This is a genomic window from Falsiroseomonas sp. E2-1-a20 (assembly GCF_051433195.1).
Lineage (GTDB): Bacteria > Pseudomonadota > Alphaproteobacteria > Acetobacterales > Acetobacteraceae > Falsiroseomonas.
On the sequence record NZ_JBHMFT010000002.1, the window covers coordinates 301,159 to 322,909 of the forward strand.

The 21,751-nt window shown below is 71.2% G+C and carries 22 protein-coding genes; 21 read left to right on the forward strand and 1 reads right to left on the reverse strand.

All coding sequences use genetic code 11. The features are described from left to right. The first annotated feature begins 45 nt into the window (after window positions 1–45). From ACFHPP_RS03935 to ACFHPP_RS03975, 9 genes are all read left to right on the forward strand, one after another. Window positions 46–1,137: a trypsin-like peptidase domain-containing protein gene (locus ACFHPP_RS03935; RefSeq protein WP_437161953.1), complete on the forward strand. Its 1,092-nt coding sequence runs from the start codon at window positions 46–48 to the stop codon at window positions 1,135–1,137. A gap of 113 nt (window positions 1,138–1,250) precedes the next feature. Continuing rightward, on the forward strand, window positions 1,251–1,931 hold the full coding sequence (locus ACFHPP_RS03940) for a winged helix-turn-helix domain-containing protein (protein ID WP_437161954.1): 681 nt from the start codon (window positions 1,251–1,253) through the stop codon (window positions 1,929–1,931). Window position 1,932: 1 nt separating this feature from the next. After that, window positions 1,933–3,333, forward strand: a complete 1,401-nt coding sequence (locus ACFHPP_RS03945) for a sensor histidine kinase (protein WP_437161955.1) — start codon at window positions 1,933–1,935, stop codon at window positions 3,331–3,333. Between the two features lie 3 nt (window positions 3,334–3,336). After that, window positions 3,337–4,464, forward strand: coding sequence for a YbfB/YjiJ family MFS transporter (locus tag ACFHPP_RS03950; RefSeq protein WP_437161956.1), 1,128 nt, complete (start codon window positions 3,337–3,339; stop codon window positions 4,462–4,464). 265 nt (window positions 4,465–4,729) lie between these two features. Further along, on the forward strand, window positions 4,730–5,929 hold the full coding sequence (locus ACFHPP_RS03955; RefSeq protein WP_437161957.1) for a CaiB/BaiF CoA transferase family protein: 1,200 nt from the start codon (window positions 4,730–4,732) through the stop codon (window positions 5,927–5,929). Continuing rightward, window positions 5,922–6,818, forward strand: a complete 897-nt coding sequence (locus ACFHPP_RS03960; RefSeq protein WP_437161958.1) for a hydroxymethylglutaryl-CoA lyase — start codon at window positions 5,922–5,924, stop codon at window positions 6,816–6,818. Before ACFHPP_RS03955 ends, ACFHPP_RS03960 begins: the two co-directional genes overlap by 8 nt. A gap of 40 nt (window positions 6,819–6,858) precedes the next feature. After that, entirely contained in the window at window positions 6,859–7,356 is a 498-nt protein-coding gene (locus tag ACFHPP_RS03965; protein WP_437161959.1) for a CHAP domain-containing protein, read from the forward strand. A 64-nt stretch (window positions 7,357–7,420) separates the two neighbouring features. After that, window positions 7,421–8,398, forward strand: a complete 978-nt coding sequence (locus ACFHPP_RS03970) for a Bug family tripartite tricarboxylate transporter substrate binding protein (protein ID WP_437161960.1) — start codon at window positions 7,421–7,423, stop codon at window positions 8,396–8,398. A 123-nt stretch (window positions 8,399–8,521) separates the two neighbouring features. Next, entirely contained in the window at window positions 8,522–9,448 is a 927-nt protein-coding gene (locus ACFHPP_RS03975) for a manganese catalase family protein (RefSeq protein WP_437161961.1), read from the forward strand. A gap of 41 nt (window positions 9,449–9,489) precedes the next feature. Here ACFHPP_RS03975 and ACFHPP_RS03980 read toward each other — a convergent pair whose 3' ends face one another. Further along, on the reverse strand, window positions 9,490–10,518 hold the full coding sequence (locus ACFHPP_RS03980) for a TerC family protein (RefSeq protein ID WP_437161962.1): 1,029 nt from the start codon (window positions 10,516–10,518) through the stop codon (window positions 9,490–9,492). A gap of 404 nt (window positions 10,519–10,922) precedes the next feature. Here ACFHPP_RS03980 and ACFHPP_RS03985 point away from each other — a divergent pair, with 404 nt between their 5' ends. From ACFHPP_RS03985 to coxB, 12 genes are all read left to right on the forward strand, one after another. Next, entirely contained in the window at window positions 10,923–11,192 is a 270-nt protein-coding gene (locus ACFHPP_RS03985) for a twin-arginine translocase TatA/TatE family subunit (protein ID WP_437161963.1), read from the forward strand. 205 nt (window positions 11,193–11,397) lie between these two features. Further along, entirely contained in the window at window positions 11,398–13,431 is a 2,034-nt protein-coding gene (locus ACFHPP_RS03990; RefSeq protein ID WP_437161964.1) for a TRAP transporter permease, read from the forward strand. Window positions 13,432–13,435: 4 nt separating this feature from the next. Then, entirely contained in the window at window positions 13,436–14,038 is a 603-nt protein-coding gene (locus tag ACFHPP_RS03995) for a methylthioribulose 1-phosphate dehydratase (RefSeq protein WP_437161965.1), read from the forward strand. After that, entirely contained in the window at window positions 14,035–14,574 is a 540-nt protein-coding gene (locus ACFHPP_RS04000) for a 1,2-dihydroxy-3-keto-5-methylthiopentene dioxygenase (RefSeq protein ID WP_437161966.1), read from the forward strand. Before ACFHPP_RS03995 ends, ACFHPP_RS04000 begins: the two co-directional genes overlap by 4 nt. Further along, window positions 14,571–15,254, forward strand: coding sequence for an acireductone synthase (mtnC, locus tag ACFHPP_RS04005; RefSeq protein WP_437161967.1), 684 nt, complete (start codon window positions 14,571–14,573; stop codon window positions 15,252–15,254). The genes ACFHPP_RS04000 and mtnC overlap by 4 nt, the downstream gene beginning before the upstream one ends. A 62-nt stretch (window positions 15,255–15,316) precedes the next feature. Continuing rightward, on the forward strand, window positions 15,317–16,318 hold the full coding sequence (locus tag ACFHPP_RS04010) for a magnesium transporter CorA family protein (RefSeq protein WP_437161968.1): 1,002 nt from the start codon (window positions 15,317–15,319) through the stop codon (window positions 16,316–16,318). A gap of 122 nt (window positions 16,319–16,440) precedes the next feature. Further along, entirely contained in the window at window positions 16,441–17,046 is a 606-nt protein-coding gene (locus ACFHPP_RS04015; protein WP_437161969.1) for a hypothetical protein, read from the forward strand. A 71-nt stretch (window positions 17,047–17,117) separates the two neighbouring features. Continuing rightward, a complete protein-coding gene (locus ACFHPP_RS04020; protein WP_437161970.1) occupies window positions 17,118–18,083 on the forward strand; it encodes an acetamidase/formamidase family protein in 966 nt (321 codons plus the stop codon). 135 nt (window positions 18,084–18,218) lie between these two features. Next, complete coding sequence (locus ACFHPP_RS04025) at window positions 18,219–18,725, forward strand: GcrA family cell cycle regulator (RefSeq protein WP_437161971.1); 507 nt, start codon at window positions 18,219–18,221, stop codon at window positions 18,723–18,725. 92 nt (window positions 18,726–18,817) lie between these two features. Further along, window positions 18,818–19,690, forward strand: a complete 873-nt coding sequence (locus ACFHPP_RS04030; protein ID WP_437161972.1) for a DMT family transporter — start codon at window positions 18,818–18,820, stop codon at window positions 19,688–19,690. A 162-nt stretch (window positions 19,691–19,852) separates the two neighbouring features. Continuing rightward, window positions 19,853–20,545, forward strand: coding sequence for a class I SAM-dependent methyltransferase (locus ACFHPP_RS04035; RefSeq protein ID WP_437161973.1), 693 nt, complete (start codon window positions 19,853–19,855; stop codon window positions 20,543–20,545). 291 nt (window positions 20,546–20,836) lie between these two features. Then, window positions 20,837–21,745, forward strand: coding sequence for a cytochrome c oxidase subunit II (coxB, locus tag ACFHPP_RS04040; protein ID WP_437161974.1), 909 nt, complete (start codon window positions 20,837–20,839; stop codon window positions 21,743–21,745). Window positions 21,746–21,751 lie beyond the last annotated feature (6 nt).

Consider the following 21,751-nt stretch of genomic DNA (forward strand, 5'->3'; position numbering starts at 1 on the left):
ACCAGAAGACCATATGTGCCGCGCCGCCCGCGCCCTGGAGAACCCATGTCCACAGCCCTCAGCCGCCGCGCCCTCGCCGGCCTCGCCCTGCTGCCGGTGGTCGGCTGCGCCACCCCGCCGGCCCAGGCGCAACGCGGCGCGCTGCTGCCGGATTTCGCCGACCTGGCGGAACGGGTGCTGCCGGCCGTGGTCAGCATCTCCGTCACCTCCGAGGCCCGCGCCGACATCCCGCCCGAACTGCGCGGAACCCCTTTCGAGCGCTATTTCCGCGAGCGGGAGCGTGGCCGTGGCCGGGGGCCGCAGGTGCAGGGCGCCGGCTCCGGCTTCGTGATCGACCCGGCCGGGCTGCTGGTGACCAACAACCACGTGATCGGCAACGCCACGCGGGTGCAGGTGACGTTCCAGAACGGCCAGGAATACCAGGCACGCCTGGTGGGCTCGGATGAGCTGACCGACCTCGCCCTGCTGCGGATCGAGGCGCGCGGCACCCTGCCGGCGCTGGCCTGGGGCAGTTCGGGCTCCATGCGCGTCGGCAACTGGGTGCTGGCGGCGGGCAATCCCTTCGGCCTTGGCGGGTCCATCACCTCCGGCATCGTCTCGGCGCGGGGGCGGGAGATCGGCGCCGGGCCGTTCGACGACTTCATCCAGACCGATGCGCCGATCAATCCCGGCAATTCCGGCGGGCCGCTGTTCAACACGGCGGGCGAGGTCATCGGCATCAACACCGCCATCTACTCCCCCTCCGGCGCCTCCGCCGGCATCGGCTTCGCGGTGCCGTCGGATCTGGCGCGCGGCGTCATCGACCAGCTTCGCGGCAATGGGCGGGTGGAGCGCGGCTGGCTCGGCGTCTCGGTGCAGGATGTCGGCAGCGAGCCGGGTGCCACGCCGACGGCCACGCCCGCCGGTGGCGTGCTGGTGGCGGGGGTGGAGCGGGGCAGCCCGGCCGCGCGCGCCGGCCTGCGCCAGGGCGACCAGGTGGTGGCGATCAACGGGGAGGCGGTGGCGACCAGCCGGGCGCTGGTGCGCGGCATCGCGGCCGTGACGCCGGGGCAGACCGTGCGCCTGTCCATCCTGCGCAACGGCCGGCCGACCGACGTGCCGGTGCAGGTCGGCCGGCGGCCGACGGCGCCCGGCTGAAGATGCTGGGCTGAGGGTTAAGCACTCGTCATCCCGCGGCGGCCCGCCGGGCAGGTGACGCCGGGCCGCCCGCCGACCTATCCTGCCGCATTGGCAAGAAGGCCCAGACACCCATGCGGATCCTGCTGGTGGAGGACGACGCCGAGGTCGCCCGCTTCGTGAAGAAGGGGTTGCAGGAGGCCGGCCACACGGTCGAGCACGCCGCCAACGGCCGCGATGGCCTGTTCCTGGCCGCCTCCGAGCCCTTCGACGTGCTGGTGCTGGACCGCATGCTGCCCGGCGGCGTGGACGGCGTGCGCCTGGTGGAGACCCTGCGCGGCCAGGGCAACCTCTCGCCCGTCCTGTTCCTGTCCGCCCTGACCGCGGTGGATGAACGGGTGAAGGGCCTCAAGGCCGGCGGCGACGACTACCTGACCAAGCCCTTCGCCTTCGCCGAGTTGCTGGCGCGGGTCGAGGCGCTGGGCCGGCGCCCCTCGGCGGAGGTGCCGACGACGCGGCTGAAGGTGGCCGACCTGGAGCTCGACCTGCTGTCCCGCACCGTGACCCGCGGCGGCAAGCGGATCGACGTGCAGCCGCGCGAGTTCCGGCTGCTGGAACACCTGATGCGCCACGCCGGCCAGGTGGTGACCCGCACCATGCTGCTGGAGAAGGTGTGGGACTACCATTTCGACCCGCAGACCAACGTCATCGACGTGCATGTCAGCCGCCTGCGCCACAAGCTGGACAAGGGCTTCGACCGGCCGCTGATCCACACCGTGCGCAATGCGGGGTACATGATCCGCGCCCAGGCCTGAGATGGTGACCCCCGGCCTGGCGGAGCTGCCGCTGATCGGCCTGCTGCGCAGCGCCTCCGGCCGCTTCGCGCTGCTGTTCACCGCGCTGTTCGCCGCCGCCGCCACCGCCGCGGCCGTGGTGCTGTGGTGGAACACCGCCGGCGCGCTGGACCGGCAGACCGATGCCGCGATCCGCGCCGATGCCACGGCGCTGGCCGAGCGCCGGCAGGATGCCGGCATCAGCGGGCTGATGACCTCGATCGCGGACCGCATCGCGCTCGATGTGCAGTACGAGGCGCTGTACCTGTTGCAGTCGCCGGACCGCACGAGCCTCGCCGGCAATCTGGAGGCATGGCCGGAGGAGGCGGAGGGCGATCCGCCCTGGATCCGCATCCCGCTGCTGCGCGAGGATTCGGAAAGCGAGGCGCGGCTGCTGCGCATCGACCTCGGCGACGGCTACCGCATGCTGGTCGGCCGCGACGTGGCGGAAAAGCTGCGGCTGCGGGCGCTGTTGAGCGAGGGCATCGCCTGGGCCGCCGCCTCCTCCGCCGCCATTGCCGTATTGGGCGCCTGGCTGCTGCGCCGCGCGCTGGAGGACCGGCTGGCGCCGGTCTACGGCACGGCGGCGGCGATCAGCGGCGGCGACCTGTCCCGCCGCGTGCCGCTCTCCGACCGGCAGGACGAGTTCGACCGGCTCGGCATGACCATGAACGCCATGCTGGACCGCATCGCCCAGTTGATGGCCGGCGTGCGCGGCGTCTCCGACGCCATCGCACACGACCTGCGCACGCCGATCGCGCGCGCCCGGGCCAAGCTGGAGGAGTCGCTCAGCGCCGCCTCGGACGAGGAGGCGCTGCGGGCGGCGGTGGAACAGGGCATCGCGGACCTCGATGACATCGCCCGCGTCTTCAAGGCGGTGCTGCGGATCGCGGAGGTCGAGGCCGGCGCCCGCCGCGCCGCCTTCGCGCCGCTGGACCTGGCGCCGATGCTGGCCGATGCGGCGGAGCTGTACGGCGCCGCCGCCGAAGTGGGCGAGCAGGTGCTGGAGTGCGACCTGCCGGAGGCGCTGCCGATGGTCGGCGACCGCGACCTGCTGCTGCAGGCGGTGGCGAATCTTCTAGACAACGCGCTGAAGTTCAATCCGGCGGGCGGGCATGTCGTGCTCTCGGCCCGGCAATACGGCAACGTCGCCGAGATCGCCGTGGCCGATGACGGGCCGGGCCTTTCCCTGGCCGACCGGGGCCGGGTGGGCGAGCGCTTCTTCCGCACCGATGCCGCCCGCACCACGCCGGGGTCCGGCCTCGGCCTGTCCCTGGTCCGCGCGGTGGTGGCACTGCATGGCGGGGAGGTGGTGCTGGCCGACAGCCATCCGGGCACCGTGCCGCCCGGGCTCACGGTGACGCTGCGGCTGCCGGTGGGCTGAGGGGTGGCGGCGCAGCCGTTCTGGCGCCCGGCGCTGGCCGGCGCGGGTGCGGTTCTGGCCGGCATTGGCCTGGCGCGCTTTGCCTATGTGCCGCTGTTCCCGGCCATGGTGGGCGAGGGGTGGGTGGATGGCGCCGGCGGTGGCTTGCTCGGCGCGGCGAATCTCGCGGGCTACCTGCTTGGCGTGCTCGGTGGGCGGGCGCTGGCGGCTCGGGTCGGCGTCGCCCGGGTGCTGGATGCCGGGATGGCGCTGGCGCTGCTGTCCTTCCTGGCCTGCGCGGCGCCCGGCGGGCTGTGGTGGTTCGTGCTGTGGCGCGGGCTCGCCGGCGTCGCCGGTGGGTTGCTGATGGCCCTCGCCGGACCCTCGGTTCAGGCCAGCGTGGCGCCGGAGCGGCGTGGCATGGCCGGCGGCGTGGTGATGGCCGGCGCCGGCAGCGGAGTCGCGGTGGTCGGGCTGCTGGTGCCGCTGCTGCTGCTCGGCGGGCTGAGCCTGGCCTGGGGTGGCCTTGCCGTCACGGTCGGGCTGCTGTGGGTCGCGGCGCGGCCGCACTGGCCGAACCCGCCGGCCCTGGCGGCGGCGGAGGCGGCGCAGGCGGTGCCACGGGCGGCGCGGCTGCTGCTGGCCTATGGGCTTTCGGGCGCTGGAATGGTGGCACCGATGGTCTACCTGGCGGACCTCGCGGTGCGCGGGCGGGGGCTGCCGGTGGAGGCAGCCTCCCTGGTCTGGGTGCTGTTCGGGCTGGGCGCGGTGGCCGGCACGCTGCTGGGCGGGCGGGTCGCCGGGCGGCTCGGCGGGCGACGGGCGGTGCCGATCTGGCTGGCGGTGCAGGTGGCGGCGCTGGCCGCGGCGCTGCTGCCGTGGTGGCCGGCGCTGCTGCTGGCCGCGCCGCTTGGCGGCTTCGCCGGCATCGGCGTGACGGCGGTGACGCTGGCCGCGGCGCGGGAGGCGGCGGGGGTGCAGGCCGGGGTGCTGTGGGTGCGCGCGACGGCGGCCTATGCGGTGGCGCAGGCGGTCGTGGCCTTCGCCCTGGCGGGGCTGTTCGCCGCGACCGGCGAGAGCCACGCCGCCGTCTTCGGTGTCGGCCTGGCGCTGTCCCTCGCGGCGCTGACCGCCGCCCTGGCGCGCCGCTGACCGCCGCCCCGGCACGGGGCTCACGGCAAGGAAATGGCGGGACCCCGGGGAAGGGGCCCCGCCGAGTCGGGGATGCCGGCCGGATCGGGGGGAGGGGCGGCACGGCATCCGGAGGGAGAGACGGGCTGCGGGAGAAGGGCAACCCGAGGCCCGTCATGACAGCAGGATGTTTCCCGATCCTTTCCGGCGCGGGGTTGCGCCTGGTCTTTTCGCCCGCGCCGGCAAGGCTTAAGGCTGCGCCACATTCTCGGAGGGGCTGGGGCGCATGGCGCAGGATGGGGGCCAGGGACTGCCGCTGGCCGGGCTGAAGATCGTCGAGCTGGGCCACTACATCGCCGGGCCCTTCGCGACCCGGCTGCTGGCCGATCTCGGGGCGGAGGTCATCAAGGTGGAGCCGCCGGAGGGCGATCCGATCCGCGGCTGGGGCAGCCGGCACAACGGCCATCCCGTCTGGTTCAGCATCCACGCCCGCAACAAGCTGTCGGTCACGCTGAACCTGAAGGACGCCGCGGACCGCGCCCGGCTGCTGAAGCTGTGCGCCCGCGCCGATGCCCTGGTCGAAAACTTCCGCCCCGGCTTCCTGGAGCGCATCGGGCTGGGGCCGGAGGTGCTGCACGCCGGGAACCCGCGCCTGGTCATCGCCCGCGTCTCCGGCTTCGGCCAGGACGGGCCGTACCGGGACAAGCCCGCCTTCGGCTCGATCGGGGAGGCGATGGGCGGGCTGCGGCACCTGACGGCGACGCCGGGCGTGACGGAGCACGCGCCGCCACGCTGCGGCGTCTCGATCAGCGACGACCTGGCCGGCATGTATGCGGCGCTGGCGGTGGCGGCGGCCTGCTGGGGCCTGAAGGGCAACCCGGAGGCGCGCGGCCGCATCATCGACGTCGACCTGGTCGGCAGCGTGTTCAGCCTGATGGAGGGGATGCTGCCGGAATACGGGCTGACCGGCGCGGTGCGGCAGCCGGCGGGGTCGGCCATCCTGACCGCGGCGCCGACCAACACCTATCTCTGCGCCGACGGCAAATGGCTCTGCATCGGCGGCAATTCGGACCCGATCTTCCGGCGCCTGTGCGACGCCATCGGCCGGCCCGGGATGGCCGCCGACCCGCGCTTCGCCGACAACCGCGGCCGCTGCGCCAACATGGCGGAGATCGACGGCGAGATCGGGCGCTGGACCCGCACCCTGCCGGCCGCCGAGGCCGAGGCGGTGCTGGAGGCGGCGGACATCCCGTGCTCCCGCCTGTACGACATGCGCGACTGCGCGGAGGACCCGCATTTCCAGGCCCGCCAGACGGTGATGCAGGTGGAGGATCCGCTGATCGGCGAGACCCTGCTGCACCCGGCCGCGCCCTTCCGCTTCGATGGCGTGGCCCCGCGCGACATGGTGCGCTGGACGGGGCCGGCCGTGGGCGCGCACAACCACCACGTCTTTTCCGAATTGCTGGGGGAGAAAAACGATGGCTGAAGCCGTGATTTCCGAGGTCGCGCCGCGCGACGGGCTGCAATCCATCGGCCCCTTCGTGCCGACCGCGATGAAGATCGAGCTGGTCCGCAGGCTTTACGCCGCCGGCCTGCGGCGCATGGAGGTGGGCTCCTTCGTCAGCCCGAAGGCGGTGCCGCAGATGGCCGATACCGGCGCGGTGCTGGAGGCCGCACTCGCGCTGCCCGGCCTGGAATGCACCGTGCTGGCGCCGAACCGCCGCGGCTTCGAGATGGCGCGCGCGGCGGGCGCGCAGCGCGTCGGCGTGTTCATGTCCGTCACGGAAAGCCACAACCTGGCCAATGTGAACCGCAGTTGCATGGACAGCTTTTCCGATCTTTCCGGCATCGTCGCGGATGCGGTGGGGTCGGGCATGCAGCTGCGCTTCAACCTGTCCTGCGCCTTCCACTGCCCGTTCGAGGGCGTGGTGCCGGAAGACGACGCGCTGGATTGGGTGGAGCGCGTGATGGCGCTCGATCCCGGGATCGAGATCTCGATCTGCGACACCACCGGCAACGCCGCCCCGGACCAGGTGCACCGCGTCTTCCAGAAGGCGATCGGCAGCTGGGGCCCGCGCTTCGCCTTCCACGGCCACGACACCTACGGCATGGGCGTCGCCAACTGCGCCGCGGCGTGGGAGGCCGGCTGCCGGGTGTTCGACAGCGCCGCCGGCGGCCTGGGCGGCTGCCCCTTCGCGCCGGGGGCCACCGGCAACGTGGCGACGGAGGATGTGGCCTGGCTGTTCCGGCGCATGGGCGTGGCGACGGGCGTGGAGTGGAACGCGCTGCTCGCGGCGGCGGATTTCGCGGCGGAAATCCCCGGCGCGCTGCCGGGCGGGCGGATGCGCGCGGTTCCGGCCGCACGCGCCGCGTAACGACCTCGCCTCGGCCGCCGAGCCCTGGTAGAACAGGGCCATGCGCGCCGTCCTTGCCTTGCTGCTGCTGCTCGGCCTCGCCGCCTGCGGTAGCAGCCGCACCGCCTCCGTCGCACCGCTGCGGCCGCAGCTGGGCGAGCCGATTTCCTGCGTGCCCTATGCCCGCGCCCGGTCCGGCGTGACCCTGGCCGGCGATGCCTGGCAATGGTGGGACGCGGCGGCCGGGCGGTATGACCGGGGCGCGGCGCCGCGGCCTGGCAGCGTGCTGGTCATCGGCCGCACCGGGCGGATGCGGCTCGGCCATGTCGCCGTCGTCTCCCGCGTGGTCGGGCGGCGGGAGGTGCTGGTGGACCACGCCAACTGGGCGACCGGCGCGGCGCGCGGGCGGATCACCACGGACCAGCGCGTGGTCGATGTCTCGGCCGGCAATGACTGGTCCCTGGTGCGGGTCTGGTATCCGCCGATCCGCGCGCTCGGCAATACCGCCTACCCGGCGCGCGGCTTCATCCACCCGCAGGCGCGCTACGCCGGCGGCTGAAGCGCTTTGCGGCGCGGCCCGAACACGTCATCCTGTGCGCAACGAAACCCGAGGAAACCCCGAGATGCACCCCACCCGCCGCCTGCTGCTGGGCGCCACCCTGGCGACCGCGCCGATCCTGTCCGCCCGCGCCCAGGCCACCTGGCCGAACCGGCCGGTGCGCTTCGTCGTGCCCTTCCCGGCCGGGTCCAGCCCGGACCTGACCGGCCGGGTGGTCACGGCGCATCTGGCGACGGCGCTGGGCCAGCCGGTGGTGGTGGAGAACCGCGCCGGTGCCGGCGGCAACATCGGCACGGATCTCGTGGCCAAGGCGACGGACGAGCACACCATCGGCCTGTCCATCAACGGCCCGCTGTCGACCGCCCCGGCGCTGTTCCCGAACCTGCCCTACGACCCGAAGCGGGACCTGGTCGCCGTCTCGCTGCTGGTGCGCGGGCCGCAGTTCCTGGTGGTGAACAAGGACTTTCCCGCCATGGACCTCGCCGGCTTCATTGCCCATGTCCGTGCCAATCCGGGCAAGCTGGCCTTCGGCTCCGTCGGGCCGGGCTCGGGCGGGCATCTCGGCATGGTCGACCTGATGGCCATGGCGGGCGGGCTGGAGATGCTGCACGTGCCCTATCGCGGCTTCCCCGATGCGACGCTGGATCTGGTCGCCGGGCGCATCCAGGCCATGGTGGTCACCACGGCGGCGGTGATGGGGCAGGTGCGGGATGGCAGCATCCGGGCGCTGGCCGTCACCTCCGCCAACCGCTTCGCGCTGACGCCGGCGGTGCCGACGCTGGCGGAACAGGGCATCGCCAACGCCACGTCCTATGGCTGGCAGATCATGGTGGCACCGGCCGCCACCCCGCCGGAGCGCATCGCGCGGCTGGCGGCGGAGGCGCAGCGGGCGCTGCGCGACCCCGCCGGGCGGCAGCGCCTGGAAGCCGCGGGCTTCGAGGTGATGGCCAGCACGCCCGCCGAGGCCGCCGCCTTCCTGGCGGAGGAGACCGAACGCTGGGGCGGCATGATTCGCCGGCTTGGCATCCGCATGGATGCATAGATGCATCGTTGACCGCTGCCGAAACCACCGAAGGGTGACCGGCCGGGCGGCGTTCGCGCGCCGCCCACCAAAACCTTCGCGCCAGAATGCCGTTGGCCCCGGACACCCTCCGGGAGAACACCTATGTTCCTGCGCATCGACAAGCTGCAGACCGAATTGCCGCCGCCGAAGCGGAAGGACCCCAACGAGGCCGCCGCGCTGCAGGAGCTGCTCGGCGGCAAGTATGGCGAGATGTCCACGCTCGGGAACTACATGTTCCAGAGCTTCAACTTCCGCAGCAAGGCCAAGCTGCGCCCCTTCTACAGCCTGGTCGCCAGCATCACGGCCGAGGAGCTGGGCCATGTCGAGCTGGTCAGCAACGGCGTCGCCATGCTGAACAACGGCCCGGACAGCGAAGGCGACGACACCGGCGATGGCGGCGACATCTCCGGCGCGCCGTATTCGGCGATGAAGGACATCCGGCTGGCCGGCGCCTTCCTGTCGCATGGCGGTGGCTCGATGCCGATCAACAGCAATGCCATGTCGTGGAACGCCGACATGGTGACCACCACCGGCAACGTCGTGGTCGACCTGCTGCACAACTTCCACCTGGAATGCGGCGCGCGGCTGCACAAGCTGCGGGTGTATGAGACGGTGAAGGACCCGACGGCGCGGGTGGTCTGCGGCTACCTGCTGGTGCGCGGATCGGTCCACGCCCACGCCTACGCCCTGGCGCTGAAGCAGATCACCGGCGCCGACATCACCAAGGTGCTGCCGACGCCGAACATCCCGCTGGGCAACATCCCGGAATGCCAGAAGTACCTGGACGAGGGCTCGCACCGCCGGCTCTACCGCTTCTCCCCGAACGACTACAAGGAGATGGCGGGGATCTGGGGCAATGGCGAGACGGCCCTGCCGGGCGACCCGCCGGGCGAGCTCGAGGTGATCGACGGCATGCCGGAGGGTGGCAAGATCCACCAGCTGGTCGGCGTACCATCAGCCTTCACGCCGGACTACGCGCCGGAGGAGATGTTCGAGATCGCCGAGAAACTCACCAAGATGGGCCGGTGATGGAAAGCCCTCTCCCCCCGAACGGGGGGAGAGGGTAACCCTCAGGCCAGCTTCTCCGCCGGCGGGTCGTTGCGCGTCTTCCACAGGGAGAACAGCACCCCGCCCGCGATCAGGGCCAGCGTCACGCCGAGCGAGATCGCCGGGTCCAGCTTCCCGAACAGCTGGTTCCAGAAGATCTTCCCGCCGATGAACACCAGCACCAGCGCCAGCGCATATTTCAGGTAGTGGAAACGGTGGATCATGGCCGACAGCGCGAAGTACAGCGCGCGCAGGCCGAGGATCGCCATGATGTTGGCGGTGTAGACGATGAAGGTGTCCGTCGTGATGGCGAAGATCGCCGGCACGCTGTCCACCGCGAAGACCAGGTCTGCCAGGTTGATGACGACCAGCGCCAGGAACAGCGGCGTCGCCCAGACCACCAGCTTGCTGGTCTTGGGGTCGGGCTGGCGCACGAAGAACTTGTCGCCATGCAGCGCATCCGTCACCCGCATGTGGCGGCGCAGGAACTTCACCACGGGGTTCTTCGAGATGTCGGCATCGCCTTCCGGCACGAACAGCATCTTGATGCCGGTCGCGATCAGGAAGGCACCGAAGATGTACAGCAGCCAGTCATATTCCTGCACCAGCGCCGCGCCGATGCCGATCATCAGGCCGCGCAGCACGATGACGGCGATGATGCCCCAGACCAGGGCGCGGTACTGGTATTTCCGCGGAATGGCGAAGAAGCCGAAGATCAGGCTGATGACGAAGACGTTGTCGATCGACAGCGCCTTCTCGATGAAGAACCCGGTGAAATAGGTGACGCCGGCATGGGTGCCGTCGGAGGTGACGATGTGCCCGGCCTCGTAGGCCCACCAGATGCCGCCGCCGAAGATCATGGCGAAGCCGATGTAGAAGGCGGACAGGTACAGGCTCTCGGAAATGCCCATCTCCTTGTCCTCCTTGTGGAGGACGCCGAGGTCGAAGGCGAGCAGGCCGAAGACGATCGACAGGAAGGCAACCCACATCCAGACCGGCTTGCCGATCCATTCGTACAACAGGAATTCCATGAACATTTCGCTCCGGGTCATGCGGAAGCCGCCCGCGGTGGCGGGCGAATTCACAAGGGCACCCCGGCAGCGGGTGTCACGATCCGGGCCGGGGTCGTGGCAGGCATGGTTGGCGGTCTCTGGCGATCCGACATCGCGGGGGCGGCATGGAACGCCGCCCGAGCCGCCAGAGGGGCCCGGATCAGGCGGCGACATGGGGGTGGGCCGGAGGGGCTTCAAGCCCTGGCGCATGGACGGGATGAAATAATTTGGCCACGTGCCGCGTCCGGGTGCTCAACGGGAAATCGGGCCACCCCCGGTTGTCTGCGACAGCCGGGCAGGCCATGTGCTGATTTGCGGAAGACGCGGGGGCGGACTAACCTGCGTCCTTGAGGCAATCGGGCCCCCTGCAACAGGCGGGCCACTCACGGGATCGAGGCGTCGCTATGGGTTCGTTCAGCATCTGGCATTGGCTTGTCGTTCTGCTCGTCATCCTGCTGCTGTTCGGCAGCGGGAAGATCAGCGGGCTGATGGGCGACCTGGCCAAGGGCATCAAGTCCTTCAAGTCGAACATGAAGGAAGACGACGACAAGGACGCGTCCATGACGGCGGACGCGGCCTCCCAGACCCCGGCGCAGCCGGCCGGGTCCATCGCGGCCCCCGGCGCGCAGCCGGCCCAGTCGCAGACCACCGGCACCAGCCGCCCGGCGGCCTGAATCGGCCAGGGTGCGGCTGGCCTGCCTCAGGGCGGCGCCGTGCGGCGTGGATGGCTGAAATGCCACGCGGACGCCGCTAGGCTCGCAGCTCTGTGATGTGCGCCCGGCCGCGCCGTGCGGCTTGGCGAATTGCGCCGGTTCCGCATGGCGGGGCCGGCGTTTTGTTTGTCGTCAACGCATCGCTTGTCGGCAGGGGGGTCAAGAAATGCAGCAACCGGGAACACCCGGGCGCACGGGGGCCGATGCCGCCGTGACCGAGGCGCAGGCTGCAAAGCCGGTGGACGATACCGAATTCGCCTCCTCCCGCCGCAGCCTGACGGGCTGGCAGGGCATCGCCTGGAAATACGCCGCCGCGGCCTTCGTCGGCTGGCACATGTGGATCCTGCTGGTGACCCCGGTGGACCCGACCGTGGCGCGGGCGGTGCACGTCTTCCTCGGCGCCATCCTCGGCTTCGCGCTGTTCGCGCCCTCCGCCGCCAGCGCCGGCAAGCGCATCCCCTGGTACGATTTCCTGGTGATGATCCCCTGCCTGCTGATCGTCGCCCACTACATCCTGGATGCCGACGGCATCGAGATGCGCAGCTTCATGGGCCCCAACACACGGGACCTGGTGGTGGCGGCCGCCGGCATCCTGGTGGTGCTGGAATTCGCCCGGCGCAGCGCCGGCATCGCGATGCCGATCATCGCCGGCACCTTCATCGCCTATTGCTTCGTCGGGCCCTGGATGCCCGGCCTGCTGTTCCACCGTGGCGTGGCGCTGGACCAGGCGCTGGTGGAGCTGTTCAACAACAACGGGGTGCTCGGCACCATCGTGCAGGTCTCCTCCACCTTCATCATCATGTTCGTCACCTTCGCGGCCTTCCTGCAGGCCTCGCGTGCCGGTGAGTACTTCAACGAACTGGCGATGGGCCTGGTCGGCTGGGCGCGCGGCGGGCAGGCGAAGGTGGCCGTCGTCTCCTCCTTCATGTTCGGCACGGTCAGCGGCAGTTCCGTCGCCAACGTCGTCGCCTCCGGCACCTTCACCATCCCGATGATGCGCCGCGGCGGCTACGACCGGGAAACGGCGGGCGCGGTGGAGGCCACGGCGTCCACCGGCGGCCAGCTCGCCCCGCCGGTGATGGGTGCCGGCGCCTTCATCATGTCCGAGGTGCTGGGCATGCCCTACACCGAGATCGCGCTGGCCGGCGTGATCCCGGCGCTGCTGTTCTACTTCGCCGTCTACACCCATTGCGACCTGCACGCCCGCAAGGCGCGGCTGTACGGCCTGCCCTGGAACGAGCTGCCGAAGCTGATCGACCTGGCGCGCCGGGTCTACATGCTGGCGCCGCTGGTGGTGCTGATCTCCGTGCTGCTGAGCGGCTACTCGCCGTTCCGCGCCGCCGCCTGGGGCATCGCCACCGCGCTCATCATCATGACCGTGACCTTCATGCTGCATCACCTGACGGTGCAGCGCTCCGGCCTGGTCGGCGCCGTGGTCGGCACCATCCGGGACCTGGCGAACGGCATCCTCGAGGCGCTGTCCGGCTCGGCGCGGGAGGTCATGCAGCTGGTCGCGGTCTGCGCCACCGCGGGCATCGTCGCCGGCGTCATCGGCCTGACCGGCGTCGGCGGCCGCTTCGCCTCCCTGCTGCTGGAGGTTGCCTCCGGCCTGCCATTGGTGGCGATGCTGTTCGCTATGGTGGTCGCCATCATCCTCGGCATGGGGGTGCCGACCACGGCGGCCTATGCGATCGCCGCGGCGGTGGTGGCGCCGGGGCTGATCCAGATGGGCGTGCCGGCGCTGTCGGCCCACATGTTCATCTTCTACTTCGCGGTGCTGTCGGCGATCACCCCGCCGGTCGCGCTGGCCTCATTCGCCGCCGCCGGCATGGCCGGGGGCGACATGTGGAAGACCTCGCTGAAGGCGGTGAAGCTCGGGCTCGCCACCTTCATCGTGCCCTACATGTTCTGGATGTCCCCGGCGCTGCTCGGGCAGGGGGATCACCTGACGGTGGCGCAGGCGGTGGGTTCGGCCATGCTCGGCGTGTTCCTGCTGGCCTGCACCACGGAAGGCTGGATGTTCAGGGCCGCCCTGCCGCTGCCGCTGCGGGTGGTCTGCGGCTGCGCCGCCATCGCGCTGATGGTGCCGGAGGCCTTCACCGATGTCGCCGGGCTGATCGTCGGCCTCGGCATCATCGCCTGGCAGTGGCGGCGGGAGGCAGCGCCCGGCGATGCGGTCCGCGCCCCGGTCGGGCGGTAGCGGCATGCAAGCGGCGGCGGAGGCGATCGTCGCCGCCGGGCGCCGGCTCGATGTCCTCGGGCTGGTGCCGGCGACGGCGGGCAACTTCTCCGTCCGCCTGGATTCGCGCCGGCTGGCCGTCACCGTCTCCGGCCGGCACAAGGGGTTCCTCACGATCGATGACGTCATGGTCGTCGACCTCGACGGCGTGCCGGAGGACGCGGCGAAGCGATCCTCGGCCGAGACGCTGCTGCATTGCGGCATCTACCGCCGCTTCCCCGAGGCCGGCGCCGTGCTGCATGGCCATTCCATTGCCAACACGGTCCTGTCCCGGGTCGCGGGCAACAGCCTGTCGCTCGCCGGGTACGAATTGCTGAAGGTGTTTCCTGGACTTGCCACGCATGACGCCTCCGTCGGTATCCCGGTGGTGCCGAACGACCAGGACATCGCCCGCATGCAGCGCGGGCTGGATGCGCTGTGGGATGGCCTGGCGCAGGTGCCGCCCGGCTACTTGATCCGCGGCCACGGGTGCTATGTATGGGCGCCCGACATGCCCGGCGCCCTGGCCCGCCTGGAGGGGCTGGAGTTCATGCTCCGCTGCGAGCTGGAAGAAAGGAGCCTGCGATGAGCCGCCTGACCGTGTGGGACGCCGCCACCGACGCGCAGATCCTGGTGACGGAAGACGCCTCCGAGATCGCCCGGAACCTGTCCGCCATCGGCGTACGCTTCGAGCGCTGGCCGCTGGCCGACCTGCCCGCCGACGCCCCGGCCGAGGCGGTGCTGGCGGCCTATCGCCCGCGCCTCGATGCCTTCATGGGCGAGACCGGCGCCGGCACCGCCGACGTCATTAAGCTGACGCCCGACCACCCCGCCAAGGACGCGATGCGCGCCAAGTTCCTGTCGGAACACACGCATACCGAGGACGAGGTGCGCTTCTTCCATGCCGGGTCCGGCAACTTCGTGCTGCACATGGATGGCAAGGTGTTCGACGCGCATTGCACGGCGGGCGACCTGATCTCGGTGCCGGCGGATTCCAAGCACTGGTTCGATGCCGGCGAAAGCCCGGACTTCGCGGTGCTGCGCGTCTTCACCGACACCTCCGGCTGGACGCCGCACTACACCGGCACGGACATGGCCAACCGCTTCCCGGCCGCCACGGCGTGACGGCGCCGGCCCTGGTCCTGCTGGATATCGAGGGCACGACCAGCGCCATCGCCTTCGTCAAGGACACGCTGTTCCCCTTCGCCGAGGCCGAGCTCGACGCCTTCCTCGCCGCGCGCGGCACGGAGCCGGAGGTCGCGGCGATCCTGGCCGATGTGCCGGGGCCGGACCGGGCGGCCACCCTGCGAGGCTGGATGGCGGCCGATGCCAAGCTCACGCCGCTGAAGGCGTTGCAGGGCCTGATCTGGGAAGCCGGCTTCGCCGATGGCCGGCTGCGCGGGCATCTGTGGCCGGATGTCGCACCCTGCCTGCGCGCCTGGCACGCGGCGGGCATCGGCCTTGCCATCTATTCCTCCGGCTCCGTCGCCGCGCAGCGCCTGCTGTTCGGCCATTCCGAGGCCGGCGACCTGGTGCCGCTGTTCTCCGACTTCTTCGACACGCGCATCGGCACCAAGCGCACCCCTGCCGCCTATGCCGCCATCGCCGCCGAACTGGGCCAGCCGCCCGGCCGCATCCTTTTCCTGTCGGACGTGGCGGAGGAGCTGGACGCGGCGCGGGAGGCTGGCCTCGGCACCTGCCAGCTGGTGCGCCCCGCGGACGGCACACAGCCGGCCGGCCGCCACCCGGAAGCCGCGGACCTCCCCGAGGTCGCCCGCCGGTTCGGCCTGCCCCTGCCCGGGTGACATCCCCCGCCTGCGCGGGCTAGATGGCCATGGCCCTGGATGCCTGGCGCGGGAGATCCATCATGATGACGACCTACGCCGTCGCCGACGGGCAACTCGCCGTGCGCGATGGCGTCCTGCCCCTGGAACAGATCGCGGGCGCGGTCTGGATCGACCTGCTCAGCCCGACGGCGGAGGAGGAGCAGGCGGTACAGGCCGCGCTGCGCCTCGAGATCCCGACACGGGAGGAGATGCAGGAGATCGAAAGCTCCTCCCGCCTGTACCGGGAGGAGGATGCGCTGTTCCTGACCGCCAACTTCCTCTACGGCACGGACAGCGGCGACTACGGCTCCACCCCCATCACCTTCGTGCTGACCAATACCGCGCTCGTCACCGTGCGCTACCAGACGCCGCGGGCCTTCAGCGTCTTTGCCCTGCGCTGCCAGCGCACGCCGTCGCTCACCGCAAGCCCGGACGCGGTGATGCTGCACCTGTTCGAGCAGATCGTGGACCGGCTGGCCGATGTGCTGGAAAAGCTCGGCGCCGACATGGATCGTGCCTCCGCCGCCACCTTCCGCGGTGGCCGCGCCAAGGCCGCCACCAAGGCGAAGGAGAAGGCGCGGGTCCGGGCGGATGAGCTGAAGGAGACGCTGATCACCCTCGGCACGGTGGGGGAGGTGACGACGCGGGCCTCCGAGACCCTGCTCGGCCTGTCGCGCATCCTCACCTTCGTGGGGGCGGAGAAGGCCTCGACCGTGCGCAAGGTGAACCAGGTGGTCATCAAGACCCTGGTGCGCGACGTGCGCAGCCTGGTGGACCACGCCAAGGTGCTGAACGACAAGGCGCAGTTCCTGCTGGATGCGGTGCTCGGCATCGTCAGCGTCGAGCAGTCCAACATCATCAAGACCTTCACCGTGGCCTCCGTCGCGCTGATGCCGCCGACGCTGATCGCCAGCATCTACGGCATGAATTTCCAGTACATGCCCGAACTCGGCTGGCGGATCGGCTATCCGCTGGCGCTGCTGCTGATGGTGTGCTCCGCCCTGCTGCCGATCTTCTACTTCAAGCGGAAGGGCTGGCTCTGATCCGCCGCGTCGCCGCCCTTGTCCTGGTCCTCGGCGCCGCCGCCCTTCTGCCGTCCGCGGTGGCGCAACCGGCGCCGCCGGTCCCGCGCCCGGCCGATTGCCCGCCGCGGGGTACGCCGCTGTTGCGCGTCAGCGTCTCCGACCCCGATGTGCGCGTGCTGCCCCCGGTTTCCGCCGAACAACTGCGCCGGCTGGCGGATGTGCAGGAGGACCACGAGCATGTGCCGGGGCAGATCCTGCATCACCTCGGCCTGACCATGTCCCGCGTCGAGTGGCGCAGCGAGATCACGGTGCGCAGCCAGGGCCTGCCGAACGGGCCGGTCTGCGGCGTACCCTCCGAGGTTCGGCTCAGCCTGGTGCATGCCGAGCACAGCATCCGCCTGGCCCGCGAGATTCCGCGCGGCGGCTGCCTGGCGCGGGAGGTGCTGGCGCATGAGCGCCGCCATGCCGAGGTCAACCGCCGCACCCTGCGCCAGGCGGCCGATGCCTTGCGCACCGTGGCACGAAGCTGGGCGGCGCGGGCGGAAGCGCAGGCCCCGAACGCCGCCGCCGCCGCGCAATTGCTGCAGGATGACCTGACCGCGGCGGTGGAGCCGGTGCTGGCGATGCTGCGCGACGCCCGGCAATTCGGCCATGACGAGATCGACACGGCCGAGGAGTATCGCCGCCTCGGCCGGGTCTGCCCCGCCGACCAGCGGCGCCTGAGCCGCAGCCTGGGCGATGGCTGACACCGCACCCGGTTGACCGGTGGCAGGCCGCTTGCTTGGGTGACCGCATAGCCCCGGATCGAGGTTCCCGCATGCCCGCCAGCCACCGCATCGCCGCCACCCCCGAAACCATCCGCTGGGGGGCCTTCGACGCCAGCTTCGCCCCGGTCGCGACCATCGCCAGCGGCGACCTGGTGGTGCTGGAATGCGTCTCCGGCGCGCCGGAGGTGATGCCGCCGGCCGAATCCGGCCTGGTGCCGCCGCCGGCGCTCGCCGCGATCCACGCCGCGAAGCCGCCGCGCCTCGGCCCGCACATCCTGACCGGCCCGGTGGCGGTGCAGGGCGCCGAGCCGGGCGATGCGATCCGCATCGATATCGAGCAGATCGAGTTGGGCTGCGACTGGGGCTTCTGCGGGTTTCGCCCGCTCGGCGGCACGCTGCCGGAGGATTTTCCCTATGCCCGCATGCTGCACATCCCGGTGGATCGGGCGGCGATGACCGGGCGGGTGCCGGTGGGGCCGGGGGTGACGCTGCCGCTGAGCCCGTTCTTCGGCGTCATGGCCCTGGCCCCGCCGCGCGAATGGGGCGCGATCAGCACCAAGGAACCGCGCGCGCATGGCGGCAATCTGGACAACAAGGAACTCACCGCCGGCACCACGCTGTGGCTCCCGGTGCATGTCGCGGGCGGCAATTTCTCGGCCGGCGACGGCCATGGCGTGCAGGGCGACGGCGAGGTCTGCATCAACGCGCTGGAGATGTGCCTGACCGGCCATTTCCGCCTGACCCTGGAGAAGGGCGGCGGCGCCAAGGACCCGGCGCTGCGCTTCCCGCGCGCCGAGACGAAGACGCATTATGTTTCCATGGGCCTGAACGAGGATCTCGACCTCGCCATGAAGCAGGCGCTGCGGGAGATGATCGGCTTCATCGTGGCGCGGATGAACGTCTCCGCCGCCGACGCCTACCAGTTGTGCTCGCTGGCCGTCGATTTCCGCGTGACGCAGACGGTGAACGGGGAAAAGGGGGTGCACGGGATGCTGAAGAAGGGGCTGTTCTTCTGAATATTGTGTAACCGGGTTCGCCGCCGATCCGACTCTGTCCACAGAAATCCGCAGCGTTGAGCGTTCTACAACTTGTGGGCCCCTGCCGCGTTGGCCTACCGTATGTGGTGTCAGCCGCGGGTTTGGAGAGAGCGCATGGATTGGACGGCGGAGGCCATCGAGCGGCTTCGGGCGCTCTGGGCGGAGGGTCATTCGACGGCCGAGATCGGTCGCCGGATGGGCATCTCGAAGAACGCCGTGGTCGGCAAGGCGCACCGCCTGACCCTGCCGGCCCGCCCCAGCCCGATCCGCCGCGAGGCCCTGGGCGGCACGATGCAACCCGTGCGTGCGGTGGCCCGCAGCAGCACGCCCGCCCCGCAGGCGCCGACGGTCAACGCCGCGCCGGCCCCCTCGGCCGCGCCGGCGACCCGGCCGGCCAGCGTGGCGCAGCGGCCGGCGGCCGCGGCGTCGCCGCCGCCTTCCGTGGTCCGCGCCTTCCCGCGCTTCGGCGCCGCGCGCAGCTGCTGCTGGCCGATCGGGGAGCCTGGCACGCCGGATTTCCGCTTCTGCTCGGCCGAGGCGACCTCCGGCAAGCCCTACTGCACGCAGCACGCCGCGGTCGCCTATGTGAAGGCCCGCGACCGGCGCGAGGACGCGGCCTGATCCCACGCTGACCGCTGCCCCGCCCGCCAAGCGGGGCGGGGGTGCGCCGGTGATGGTTGGAGCAGGCGATCCGTGCTGGCATAGGAACGGTCATGTCGCGATCGCTCCAGGGTGTGCTGATCCAGCTCGTCGCCCTGGCGCTGTTCGTCGCCATGGATGCGCTGCTGAAGGTGCTGGTGGCCAGCCACGCGGTGCCGCAGCTGATGTTCGTGCGCTTCGTGTTCCACACCATCCTGGTGATGGGCGCGCTGCGGCTGATCACCGGAAAGGTGCCGTTCCGCAGCCGCGCGCCCTGGCTGCAGACCCTGCGCAGCCTGTCGCTCGCCACCGCCAATGCGGCGCTCTCGGTCGCGCTGATCCACATTCCACTGGCCGACGCGACCGCGGTGGCCTTCGCGGCGCCGGTGCTGACCGTGGCGCTGGCGGCGCTGTGGCTGGGGGAGAAGGTCTCGCCGCGGCGCTGGGTCGGCGTCGGCATCGGCTTCGTCGGCGTGCTGGTGGCGCTGCGCCCGCCCTTCCTGACCGGGGAGGCGCTGCACTGGGCCATGCTGCTGCCGCTGGTCACCGCCGCGGCCAACACCGTCTACCAGCTGCTGACCCGCAAGCTGGCGGCGGTGGACGATCCGCACACGACCTTCGTCCACACCTCCATCGCCGCGGCGGTGGTCACCGGCCTGGTGCAGCCCTTCGTCTGGGTGACGCCGGGGGCCTGGGACTGGCCGCTGTTCGCCGCCCTCGGGCTGCTGGGTGGCGCCGGGCACTGCCTGCTGGTGCTGGCCTTCGCCCGCGCGCCGGCCTCCGTGCTGGCGCCGATGTCCTACACCCAGCTGCTGTGGGCCGGGCTGGCGGGGGTGCTGGTGTTCGGCGACTGGCCGGATGGCTGGACCCTGCTCGGCGCCGGCATCATCGCGGCGGGTGGTGTCCTGGTGGCGATACCCGAGCGCCGGAGGGACCCGGCGCCTTGAGACGGGCGGGGTGAAACTCGTTGGCATGACAGTCGGATTGCGGTCTCGTGATGCCGGCGAGGCCATACGGCGGCGCCCGCGCGACGTTCAACCGCATCAAGACGCTTGCCTAAACCGCCTTATAGGGACTAGCCCCATCCGCACCTCTGCAAGTGGCCCGGCATGACGATCAGAACCGACGCTCCCGACCGTGACCATCCCCGCGCGGCGCTCGATGCCGCCGGCGTCCGGGACGCCTACCGGCGCTGGGCCGGCGTGTATGACGCGGTGTTCGGCGGCGTCTCCGCCTTCGGCCGCCGACGGGCGGTGGCGGAGGTGAACCGGCTGCCCGGCACCCGCGTGCTGGAAGTCGGCGTCGGCACCGGCCTCGCCCTGCCGCGCTACCGCGGCGACAAGCGCGTGGTCGGCATCGACCTGTCGCGGGAGATGCTCGAGAAGGCGGCGGAGCGGGTGCGGGAGGAACGGCTGGGCCAGGTCGTCGGCCTGGCCGAGATGGATGCCGAGAAGATGGCCTTCGCCGATGGCGCCTTCGACATCGCCGTCGCCATGTTCACCGCCAGCGTGGTGCCGGACGCCAAGCGCCTGTACGGCGAGATGTCGCGCGTGGTGCGGCCCGGCGGGCATTTGCTTTTCGTGAACCACTTCGCCGCCGAGGACGGGCCCCGCTGGTGGGTGGAGCGCGCCATGGCGCCGCTGTCCCGCCTGCTCGGCTGGCACCCGGATTTCGCGCTGCGCGACCTGCTGGACCCGGAGCGGGTGCAGGTCGAGGCGATGGAGCCCTGCAAGCCGGGCGGCCTGTTCACCCTGGTGCGGGTGCGGAACCAGCCGGCGCCGGTGCTGGCGGCGGCGGCCTGAGCGCAAGGTCCGCCCCGCGCGGCTGACATGGGTGTCATCGGGGAAAATCCTTAACCTTCCCAACGGTGCACGCGTTTCCGCCTTGCGGAATGGAAGTGTCACGTCACTTGTGCGGTGCGGGACGCGCCACTATGGTCCGCTCGCAGTGCGACCTGCCGCGGCGGCGGTGCAACGGGCGCGCAGATGGCCTCCGGCGGGTGACCACCGGGTGGTCCGACAGCAGTTTCAGCGTGCGACGCGACGCGCTGGCGGGATGACAGGATGCAGCACGTGATCGGTGCGATACGGGGAATGACAGGCCGCTTCGCCGGCCTGCTCGGGCTGGCGCTTCTGGCGGGCGGGCTTGCGGCCCTCGGGCCGATGGGCGTGGCCCTGGCGCAGGAGGCCATGGTGGGTGCGCCGGTCCCCTGGGGCATCGGGCTGCAGGCTTCCGGCGGGCCGATCAAGGACGCGATCTCCTCCTTCAACAGCCTGGTGTTCTGGATCATCGTGGCGATCACGATCTTCGTGTTCCTGCTGCTGGTCTACGTGGTGTGGAAGTTCCGGGCGGAGGTGAACCCGAACCCGTCCCGCACCAGCCACAACACCACGCTGGAGATCGCCTGGACGGTGGTGCCGGTGCTGATCCTGGTGATCATCGCCATCCCGTCCTTCCGCCTGATCTACTACCAGGACCGGACGGTGGATGCGGACATCACGGTCAACGTCCAGGGCCGGCAGTGGTACTGGCACTATGGCTACCCCGACAACGGCAACTTCACCTTCGACAGCTACCCGGTCCAGAACGAGGACCTCCAGGCCGGCCAGATGCGGAACCTGGAAGTGGACAACCCGCTGGTCATTCCGGTCGGGGCCAATGTCCGCATCCTGAGCACCGGCCAGGACGTGATCCATTCCTTCTTCGTCCCCTCGCTCGGCGTGCAGCGCTATTCCATCCCGGGCCGGACGCTGGAGACGTGGATGCGCGCCGACCGCCCCGGCACCTTCTACGGCCAGTGCAACCAGATCTGCGGTGTGAACCACTGGTTCATGCCGATCGTGGTCCGCGCCGTGCCGCAGGCGGAGTTCGATGCCTGGGCCGCGGAAGCGCAGACCCGCTTCGCCCAGGGCCTGCCGCCGGGTGCCCCGCGCGCGATCGCGGTGTCCCCTGGCGCCCCGGCCGAGCCCACCCAGATCAACGTCGCCGAGGTCCGCCGCTAGGCGGCC